Origin of the sequence: Ruegeria atlantica, assembly GCF_013033965.1 — a bacterium.
GTDB lineage: Bacteria > Pseudomonadota > Alphaproteobacteria > Rhodobacterales > Rhodobacteraceae > Ruegeria > Ruegeria atlantica_D.
In genome coordinates, this window is record NZ_WQFE01000017.1 from 38953 (window position 1) to 50212 (window position 11260).

The 11260-nt window shown below is 54.3% G+C and carries 5 protein-coding genes; all 5 read right to left on the reverse strand.

From position 1 onward, the window contains the following. Positions 1-76: 76 nt before the first annotated feature. A complete protein-coding gene (locus GOW16_RS21745; protein ID WP_170419557.1) occupies positions 77-5554 on the reverse strand; it encodes a beta strand repeat-containing protein in 5478 nt (1825 codons plus the stop codon). Positions 5555-5724: 170 nt separating this feature from the next. Then, positions 5725-6840 carry a TIGR03032 family protein gene (locus GOW16_RS21750; RefSeq protein ID WP_170419558.1) on the reverse strand — a complete coding sequence of 372 codons (1116 nt, stop codon included), beginning with the start codon at positions 6838-6840 and terminating at the stop codon, positions 5725-5727. Between the two features lie 270 nt (positions 6841-7110). Further along, on the reverse strand, positions 7111-8094 hold the full coding sequence (locus GOW16_RS21755) for a LysR family transcriptional regulator (protein WP_170419559.1): 984 nt from the start codon (positions 8092-8094) through the stop codon (positions 7111-7113). A gap of 64 nt (positions 8095-8158) precedes the next feature. After that, the gene (locus tag GOW16_RS21760) at positions 8159-9466 is read right to left on the reverse strand and encodes an HlyD family type I secretion periplasmic adaptor subunit (RefSeq protein ID WP_170419560.1); all 1308 of its coding nucleotides are present in this window, start codon (positions 9464-9466) and stop codon (positions 8159-8161) included. Further along, positions 9463-11187 carry a type I secretion system permease/ATPase gene (locus GOW16_RS21765; RefSeq protein ID WP_170419561.1) on the reverse strand — a complete coding sequence of 575 codons (1725 nt, stop codon included), beginning with the start codon at positions 11185-11187 and terminating at the stop codon, positions 9463-9465. The genes GOW16_RS21760 and GOW16_RS21765 overlap by 4 nt, the downstream gene beginning before the upstream one ends. Positions 11188-11260: the final 73 nt, after the last annotated feature.

The window sequence follows — 11260 nt, forward strand, 5'->3', positions numbered from 1 at the left end:
GGTGAGCAATTGTGTTCTTGAGCCTTTCGGAGGCGCATAGTGGAGCGCGAGTATGGCTCGCGCACCACTCATGCTTTTAGAAGCTCATCGCAAAACCAAACTGGCCCGAAATGGACAATTCATCACTGCTGGTTCCGCCGAACCCGTCGGATACAGATAATTCTCCAAACAATGATCCGGTTTCAGACAGTTGCCACTGGCCACCAACTGTCAATTGCGCACGGTCGCGATTGCGTCTTGTAGGCAATTCTGTCCCGCCGAAACTGACAGCCGTCTGATTGTCGAACGCATGAAACCAATCCACTTGCGAGTAGAACTGGTTTCCGCTGGCATTGAAGTATTGGTAGCGCAGGCCAAGCCGGCCGGTCAGAGTATCTCCGTCGGTGAGCGAGCCACCGGTTGTTGCAGAATCGTCGCTGCGCACCTCGTTGTAGATCAGTTGCGCCTGAGGTACGATCTGACTGTTCGTGCCGGCAATCGGGATTTCTTTGCCGACCTCGATCGAGGCTGCGAAGCCACTGCCATTAATGTCCTCGGCCGTACCATCCGTGTAGTTCAACGTGTTGTCGAATGTCGCAAAGCGCGCTTGTCCTTCAGCGTAAAACAGATTGTTTCCCAGCCACAAACCGCTGAGGGTCGCATCGTAGCTGGTCGTGGACGAGCTTGCAGCGTTCAATGTGGCCGCTTGCGCAGTTGTGGACAGATCTGTTGCACCCAGTTCCAAACCGGCGATCAGAACCCCGGCACCGGTTTCCAAGACAGGGATTCCAAGACCAAATTCAATTCTGCCGAAGCTTGTGTCGACATCACGGCCATCGAAACTGTATCCATCGCGACCACCAGAGACCTCGAACCAGGTCAGGTTGCTCCCGTCAGTCGTGATCAATTCGTGCAGGCTTCGAGTTACGAATTGATCACCGTTACCCAGGTTTCGCTGTGCAATACTTGCAAGTCGACGGCTTGCCGAACCAACGTTCAGAAGATCGCCCAATGCTTGAACATTTGCTCCGTATATCGCAGCGTCTGAAGTCACCTGAAGTTGGCCGTTTTGATTTAGCGCTGACAGAACAAACTGATTGGTCGATTGGTCAAAGCTGAGTGTGTACAAGTGTGCCCCGCTGACAATCGCGCGTTCCCCGTCAGATGACACAGTGTCGGCGTTGCCCAATTCAAAGTCACCTGCCGTCGCTTCGCCATCGACTTCAACCAAGAGATAGGCTTGCGTCTGTCCATCCAAAGTCGCCGTCGTGCGAATGAACAGCAATTGGTTGGCACCCGCTGTGTTGCCCCCAATGTCCAACCGGTCGTTGCCGTCATTTCCAACGTCCAGTGTGACATTACCTGTTCCCGTCAGGTTTCCCCTTACTGCCAATACATCACTGGTCTGCCCATTGCTCAGCGAAATATTCCCGCTATTGGTTACGTTTGCATCTATTATTGACCTTCTCGAGATTTGGACGGTCTGAGCGAAACCGCCTGCACCGACAACAAGTAATCCGTTCACGAATGAAATGCGGCTGTCGCTCAAATTCAGAATGTCCGCACCAAGCGTGTCAGACGCGGCGCTGAATCGAAGATCGGAACCTGTATTCACATTGACAGTTTCCCAGTTGAGTAGATCCACCTGATCAAGGCCGGCTTGCACGTTGTCGAAGCTCAATGTGTCAGTGCCGTCGCCACCATCAAAATCAAATCCATCGAGCTGGTTTACCAGCACCCCGACGCCCTGCAAGGACAGCGAGTCCGCACCAGCTCCCAGCGAGACCGCACCAGCTAAGACAGAACCCGACTGGAACACTGTGTCGCTATCGCCTTCATTGTTGACGATCGCGCTGCCGGATAGCCCACCTACCCGAGATCCTGAGGTAGCAATGATTTGGGTGTGCCTGCCTTCCCGCGTTGAAGCGGTAATCGCATCTCTTGTTGTCGAAGTGACTTCTCCGGTGACCGTGATTGACAGGTCTTGCGCACCGAAAGTGCTGGCGGAAATTCCGTCTAACTGGCTGGATACATCGTTTGCAACGATGCTGACATCGCCGGTCCCATCGCTCAGTGACAAGATACCCCCATCGCGGCCATAGATAGATTCGCTGCTTTCAATTGACAGCCCTGTGGATCCCGCCTCGGAAATACCGAAAACGCCGACCCGGTTGCTGTTGGCGTTGGCGATCGAGATCGACAGGGATCCTGGACCAACCTGCACACTGTCGACTGCGTTTAACTCACTTGTGATGTCGCCAGTTGCGTTAATGATTGTGTCGCCACTGCCCCGATTGGTGGTGAATATACCTTCGCCTAAGCTGCTGCTCACAGAACCGGTTGTGGTGATCGTCAGATCGCTTGAACCATCATAGTTGACACCAATGACACCTCTGGTCATGCCCGAAACATCGACCGCAGTGATCTCGGTTGCCCCGGTGCCAGAGTTACGGACGGCAATCCCCTCTTGAAGGGCTTGCACGGTACCGGTTGCATTTGCGCTCAGGTTCGTGCCGCTGGTGGTGTTGGACAACTGGATACCATCCGTTGCGCCCGAGACGTTCTCGGCAATTACGCTAGCAGCACCGCTTCCTCTATGGGTGCCCAATATGCCTTCCTGAGTAGCGCCTGTCACTGTTCCGGTTGTGGTGATGGAAAGACTGGTTGTTGAACCTTCACTGGTCGCATAAATCCCGCGGGTCGCGCCGGATACATCAGCAGTCGAAATGGTCACCTGTCCGGCGCCTCGACTGTTAACTCTGACACCATCGGCTCCACCCCTAACCGGCCCGGTCGCGGTGACCGTCAGATTGTCGGTTCCCGATCCATTGTCTGCAAAGATACCTTCTGATGACGTTCCGGTCACAGCACCATTGGCGGAGATGATCAGATCGCCCCCATTGCGATTGATGGCATCAATCCCTCGATCACCGCCGGTCACGTCCTGATCGCTTGTGATACGCAAGTTTGCGTTTCCAGCATTTCTTGCATCGATACCAGCATCAGCCCCAGATACCACGCCGCTTGTGGTTATGGTCAGTGCGGTGCCCCTCGACAAATTGACAGCATAAATGCCATCCTCGTTTTGACTGCCTACATTGGCAGCTGCGATTGTCAGTGCAGCGCTGCCGTTATTTCGAGCCCGGATACCCCCACTGTTGTCTCCCACAACATCATTGACGTCGATGGCCAGATCGCCGGATCCGGCATGGAAGGCGAAGATGCCGATATCTTGACCTTCAATCTGCCCACTGCTCTCTATCGAAAGTCCGGTCGAAAGCTGATCGGACCGTGCATAGATACCTCTCGATCCGGCTTGCACATTGTTCGCCGAAATCGACAGAGCGCTTTGACCGTAGTGCACACTGTTGATGCCATCGAAACTCGCATTTAAGCTGCCTTGCACGTCAATCGTCATCCCCTCGGAACCGCGATTGGTTGCGTATATACCTGTGTTGCCGTTGCTGATAACCGTTCCTGTGGTCGTTATGGTCAGGCTTGTCCCATCAGTCGCGTTGAAGGCCAGGATTCCACGACGTTCTGCTGTGATATCAGAGGCGGTAATGTCCAAAACACCCATCCCCAAGTTGACCGCTTCGATACCGTCTCGAGCCCCATTGACTGGCCCGTTTGCATTGATCACCAGATCACGGGTTCCAGCCTCGCTGCGCGCCTCGATTCCGTCATTGCTCAGCCCGGTCACGTTGCCATCCGTGACAATGCTCAGATCACCGCCATTCGAATTGCGGGCCACAATTCCGAAGTTATCCCCCGAAACACCCTGAGCCGTCCTGATCGACACGTCGCCGCTGCCTTCGTTCTCCGCATTGATACCGGTGTCGCCCCCTGAGACTGAACCGTTCGCAAACACGCTCAGATCCGAGCCATTGGCAGAATTCTGCACCTGAATGCCATCGTCATCACCTGACACAACCGCGGTTGTGATGGTGACTGCACCGGTCCCGTCATGCGAGGCTGAAATACCCTCGGCACCATTGCCTGTGACCGTGCCGGTTGCAGTTATCGTCAGACCAGTTGTTGTCTGTTGCGAGCTTGCAATGACGCCTCTCAACCCGCCTGTCGCACTATTTGCAGACACGGCCACCTGCCCGGTTCCGTTGCTGTAGACACTTATTGCAGAACTTCCCCCCGTCACAGCACCTGTGGCTGTGATCGTCAAATCAGAGCTGTATTGGCCGCCACTGGCAACAATACCCGAATTCTGACCATTGACATTCACGGCGGACACAGTAGTTGACCCAGCGCCATAATTGGCAACCCCAATGCCGTTAATCCCGCCCGAAACGGTCCCCGTCGAGGTGACAGATATCCCTGTGCCATTCGCTCGGTTGTCGGCATCAATCCCGTCGCCCAACGTTCCGGTGACGTCTCCCGCGTTAACCGACAATACACCGGTGCCCCGGTTGTTAGCTTCAATACCGTCCCTTTGGCCCGTGACGAGCCCTGTTGCTGTGATCGTCAGATTGCCCGCGTCATCCTCGTTATTGGCATATATCCCATTATTTCCCGTTCCTGTTACGCTTCCCGCTGTCGTGACGGATAAATCGCCACCGCTCACGTTCTCGGCTATGATTCCGGTGTCTGCCCCCACAACGTCCTGTAGGGCTAATATCGTCAGATCCTGACTACCTGCATTGCCAGCGACGATGCCTGACAAGCCCCCGCTGACCGAACCGTTGGCCGTAATCGTCACTGCGGTGCCTGTGTCGTAGTTAAACGCGTAGATGCCATCCCCAAGTTCGCTGCCGACTTCATTTGTCATCAGCGTCAACTCACCGCTACCTCTGTTGATGGCGACGATGCCGCGCTCATACCCGTTTACAGAATACTCCGAAGAAACGGTCAGATCGGTTCCTTGGTCGAAGTTTCTTGCATAGACCCCATCACGGTTGGCAAATACACTCGCCGCCGAAATCGAAAGCGCACCGGACCCGTTATTTGTTGCATAGATACCGTCATTCTGCGCTTGGACAAAGCCCGATGTTGTCACCGAAAGCCCTGTGCCATTCAGGGTATTTTCAACTCGAACCCCAGTACCGGTAAGGGTTTGCACATTGTTCAAAGAGACATCGACCGATCCACTTCCTTGCGAATTGACACGCACCGCGTAAGGACCGCCGCCGATCTCACCCGTGGACGTGATCGAGATCGAGCCCGCGTTGGCATCCGTATCTGCGCTAAGCCCGGTGCCCCGGGCGCGAATGTCCGAGCTGTTTGCGTCCAGAAAGATCAGGTCTCCGGCATCGTTTTTCTGCAAGACGATGCCATCGCCACCACCGGATGTCTCGGTATCAAGTCCAAATCCCGGTTCGGTTGTAGCAAGCAAATTGCCAGGCCGGCTAAACGTCAGAACTTGCGTCTGATCGTTTATCGGATCCGCAGGCCCCGAGCATAAAAAGTCACCTGGCGCACTCCCGGGCAAGCAATCGCCTGCAAATCCGGGTGTCGCGCCTGCAAATTGAAGCGACGCCCCCAAGGCAATGGCGAAAATGCCGGTTTGGACCAGCCCCAGCATGGGCGCATAACTTGCGACCTGCCCTTTGAACTTGGTCATCCGACCGCCGCGCAGCGGACATTGCGAATTTTTGAAAAAACCTCTGTTTTCAGGATCAGTTTTGGAAAGCGGTTTCTGTTTCATGGGTAATAGTCTCCACAGCCCTGTGAAACACAGGGACCAGTTCTTGTTTGTTTTTGGTTGCTTAGCTACGGAGCAAGCTGCTTCGGTCAGTGTCCGATGGTTACAATCGAAGCAGCCTCCGGCGCGTCAGGCGGGATCGCGATTGGGCAGCGATAGCCGTTGATCAATTCAAGATCGTAGATTTCGGCAACCGCTCCATCGATACGGAACCAGTCCACGCAAGTTCCTTTTTTCAGATCAATGATCTGGATCCCGCACCACGGCGCGCTGTCGGTGTCACGCAATCGATGATCAAGCTCCAGACCCTCGAACCGTTTGTAACGTGGTCTGGACAGGCCCACGAAAGCATAGTCACCATGAAAGGCTAGCCCGCGCAGGAAACCGGGGCAGAATACGCGGGCCTCGAAACGGCCCATCGCGTTCTCTCCATCAAATACGACCTCGCCCAGTTCACCTGAGCCAGAGTTGAGAACCCATAGCCGCCCATGATGAAGGCGCGGAGAATGCGGCATCGACAAACCTTCGCACACCACATCGCCGGTCGTTACATCAATGACGACGCCCCCATCGGCTCGGCGATCCCGCCAACCATCAATCGTATCCGAACGGCTGACGGCGGTCACATAGCGCGGCGCTCCGTCTTGCATCGCCATTCCGTTAAGATGGCAGCGATCCTCCGAGACCAGTTTGGACACAAAATCGGGGCGCCAAATCTCTCGGAAATTATGCCGGATATCTGGCGTCGCCAGACAATTAAAGCGTGTGTTGACGAAAACCGCGTTGCCTTCCGCGTCAATTCCCAGATCGTGCTGATCCAATTCGCCAATATACTCGCTGCGCCGCGCCATGAACGCCACATCAAAGCAATTGTTCATCCGCTCATTCTCGGCCAGAATGTTTTGCAGATGCAGGATCTGTCGCTGACAGGCGATGGACAAACCGTTTGATCCGTCGCGGCATATGCCCATCGGACGCGTGACCGGCATCGTGTGAATATTCACGCCGCCTTGAGGCTTTACACCAATGAAATAGACCGCATTCGATTGATAGGACGTGACTGCAATCGAGGCCGCCAACGAATTGATCCTATGACCCAGGCCAGCGGATACCGAGTATTCGACCTTGTTTTCGATTACGTCACTTTTAACTTGCGCGGGATTATTGGTGCGCTCTTTTTTTAGAACCGTCGTTTCTTCTTCCATTTGACCACTCTTAACTAACTGCATCCAGCTTCACGCCTCACGAATGCAGACCAAACTTGCCCCCACACTCTTTCATAGGCTGTTTTGCAAGCACGCAATTGGCAACAGTGCTACTCAACACATCTAAGCCCAAAACTAACACGTTTACGTGAGTAAAATCCGGGATTTGATCTACTCGTTTCCCGGCGCACCAGACGGCAAAATTGACCGTCAAATTTCCTACAATGGACCGGCCCGTGAATTCGCTGGAAACAACAATGCGATACCGGGTCATGAAGTGTCTCGCTTCACACACTGCAGCGGCTGTTGGAGAAATTTGGTTTCAGGTACAAATGCCCCCGTCGGCGGTGCTGCCCAGACTTCGGCTTGAAACCTCTCGACAATATCCATGTGCGGATACTTCGGATGCGTAATTGCACCCAGTTCCCGTGTATTGCCCAGACCTTCGAAGGGAATGAAATCCAACCCAAATCCGTCCTTCTTGAATTGCTCAGCAGCAATCGAGTTTACGATTGTGCAAGCATCACTTTGGGCGACATGGCGACAAACGGTTTCAAATCGGGCCGATCTAATATCAATTCCGGCTTGTGCACCGGCATCTTTGGATGATTTGGGTAAATTAGCCTCAAGTTCAAACCCAAAAGGGATGTCGAAACGCAGCAGGTTTGCTTGTGGCACCTCATGCGCGGTGATGTATTTGTTTTTTGTCAATGGATGTCCCTTTCGCACACCCAGATACAAAGCTTCTCGCCACAAGGGTGCAAATCCGACGCTTTCTGTATCTTTCGAAAAGATGTCCTGGTAACTTTTGCGCGCAATCAAGGCCATTTCGATTTCGCGGGACTTGACCATTTTGGCCAGCGTCGTGGGGTATTCTTCCACGATGACAATTTGCAGGTTCTTGCAAACGCGCCGGAACGTATTTCGCAGATAGCGCGTCAGATAGGCTGCCAGCGTCGGGGTGGTTCCAATTCTGGCAGGTCGTACCTTGGATCCTTGAAGGCTTTGGACCAATCGACTGATGTCACAAACGGAGTCGTCAATCCGCTTTGCGATCGCTACGAATTCCTGACCAAATTTGGTCAGTCTGACCGTTCCATTCCTGCGTTCGAAGATTTGCATCTGGAAATTGTTTTCAAGTTTCTTGATCTGGTTCGACAATGTCGGCTGAGAGATGGCCACCCTCTCAGCAGCGCGGGTAAAGCTCTTAAGTTCCGCAACGGCGATCACATATTCTAGGTCTCTGAGATTCATGACGAGATGATTTTGACTTTCTTCGGTTTTTTCAGTCTTTGGTATGAGACACGCTCTGATTGCTCTAGCTTTCGCGAAACGATCTCACGAAATAGTCAGTGAGGGGTTTGGTAAGATAATTTAATGGTGAACGCGCACCGGTTTTGATCAAGGATTCCACCGGCATTCCGGGGATCAGAGTATTGTCGCCAAGCTTGCTGATTTCACCATCGTCTGGAACGATTTCAACGCGGTAGTACGGAAATCCGGTCGCTTCATCCTGATGGATATCAGCCGATACCCCAACCACTGTGCCTTTCAGCTCGGGTGTGAATCTCTGATCAAACGACGTGAACCTAAGGGTCGCCTCTTGGTTGATAAGCACCTGATCCACATGGATGGGTTCCACACGTGCTGAAATCACCAAGGGTTGGTCTTGCGGGATCACGAACAAGATCGGTTCGGCGGCAGACACGACCGCGCGTACAGCAAATACCCGCGAGCCAAAAACAACGCCATCGACGGGCGCCCGCACTTCGACGCGCGACAGAGTGCGCTTCAGGTCCAGGCGTCGCTGCACCAACTCGATCTCTCGCACTTCAAGGTCGCGCAGTGTCGAAATGGCTTCTTCGCGTCGTTGGGTTTTTAGCGAGATCAGTTGAATATTCAGCGCAGCAATTTGCCCTTTGAGCTGCGCTATACTTGCGAGTGTCGTACCTTGCTCACCAATAAGGCGGGCATCTTCGCGTTGTAACGAGGAAAGACGGGACGCCGGCGTCAGTTTCTCTTCAAAAAGAACGCGCACATTTTCCAATTCGCCCAAGATAAGCTCACTTTGCCTTTGGATCGCGGCTAACTGCGCTTCAGCTCCTTCGATTTGATGATTGGCCTGAGAAATCTGTTCGGTGATCTGCGCCTCATTCTCCGCCTGTGCTTGACGCCGCACGTCCAATAACTGCTGTTGATCGTTCAGCAGTTCCTTGATCTCGGGTGCTTCTTCCAGATACGCGACAAGGGATGGTGAGATCTTTAGCGTAGCCAACCCATCACGTTCCGCAGCCAGCCTGGCTTTGCGCGCGACGATTTCGAACAGTTGGCCTTCGACTGTTGTTAACTCCGATCGGATGAACTCATCTTCGAACGTCAGCAGTACGTCTCCGGCAACAACCCAGTCACCATCTTTCACGTGCAATGCACCGACCACACCGCCATCCGGATGTTGTACAATCTGTCGATTGGATTCCACCTGCGTCATGCCTTGCGCGATAATGGCTCCGTCAATCCGTGCCTGCACCCCCCAGACGCCAAGCGCACCGAACAATACAACCAAAGTCGCGGCTCCAACGAGGATTGTACCCGTTGCCTTCCATTGCTTTGTCGGATGCGCGGTCATTTCATCTTCACCATCTGCTGCGGTTTTCGCGATTGCTCAACGGGGGCAATCGTTGCCTTGAGCACCTCATCGCGGGGGCCATCTGCCGTAATCTGCCCGTCCTCGATCACCAGCAACCGGTCACATTCTGTGATGGCGGACGGGCGATGCGTCATCAGGACGGCAGATTTTCCTTGTGTCTTGAAGTCACGCAAAGCCTGGTTCAGCGCAATTGTGCCGTCATTGTCCAAGGCAGAATTGGGTTCGTCCAACAGCAGCAGAACGGGGTCGCCAAAAAACGCGCGGGCAAGTGCGATACGCTGCTTTTGACCACCCGAAAGCTGGCTCTCATCCCCTTGAAGCACGGTATTGTAGCCATCTGGCAGCGACAGGATCATCTCATGCGCGTTGGCACGCTTCGCGGCCTCGGTCACTTTGAGCTGATCCGGCTCTGGTGCCATCCGCGCGATGTTCTCCGAGATTGTCCCGGAAAACAGGGTGACGCTTTGTGGCAGATACCCGATATGGGATCCCAAAACATCCGGATCATACTGATCAAGCGTGGCGCCCCCTAGCCTGACCTCACCGGCGGCGGCCGGAAAAAGACCCAGCAAAGTCTTCGCCAGCGTCGTCTTGCCCGAACCGCTTTTGCCGATCACTCCTAAAATTTCACCTTCGCCCAAATAGAACGAGACATTCCTGACGGTCGGGGCTTTGGCACCGGGAGCGATCACCGACACACCGACAAAGGAAATGTTGGGATGGGGTCTCGGCAGGTCGTGCCGTTCCATATCTTCGGGTGTGGTTGCAAGTAGATCGCCCAAAGACCGCCAACCATTACGGGCCTGTAGGATCAATCCCCATTGACCCAGCGCCTGCTGTATCGGGGCCAAAGCCCGCCCAAGCAGGATTGAGCTTGCGATCATGGCGCCACCGGTCGCACTACCTTTCAGAACAAGATAGGCTCCTAGCGCCAACATGGCCGATTGTAAAAATAAGCGGAAGGTCTTTCCGAAAGACGAAAAAAGCCCCGTCCAGTCGCTTGCCCGTATGGATTTTTCAAGCGCGTCATCCCGCATCCCGTGCCAGCGTTCAGCGACTGAGCGGCTCATGCCCTGACCACGAACGATTTCTGCGGAACGACGGACCTGCTCGGCGAACCCCTGAGCTTGGCGTGAGGAATTCTGAGCGGCCAGGGTCTTTGTCCCCGTCAGCCAGTTGTTGACAAGTGTCGTCGCGATCTGAACCACGCTGCCAAAGACCGCCAACCAGCCCAGCCAGGGATGCAGGATGAAAATTCCGGCGACGAAAATTGGTGTCCACGGAATATCGAACAGTGCAATCATCACTGGCGATGCAAACGCCGCGCGCACGGATTCAAGATCGTTCAAACCCGCCGAAGGCGCGGCCCGTTCTTTGGGTAGGACCGCCCGTTTGACGACCGCATGAAAAACCCGGTTATCCAACCGCGCCTGAAAGCGCGCGCCGAACCGCGCAAGTACGCGACTACGCACGTAGTCAAGCACCGTCATCAACCCGTAAAGCACCACCACCAACACGAACAACGCTGCCAATGTTTCCTCGGAACCCGATGCCAGCACGCGGTCATAGACCTGCAACATGAACAGCGGCCCGGTCAGCATTAAAAGGTTCACAAAGACGCTGAACATACACACAGCCCACAAGAAGCTTCGCCCTGCCTTTCGGGCCTCTAGCAGATCATCAGATACTACCGGGTTCATTGTCCTTCTCACTCAATACAGGTACTCGGTGCAGATCAACGGGATCAGTCCCGAGCCTGCGAAAACACCGCCT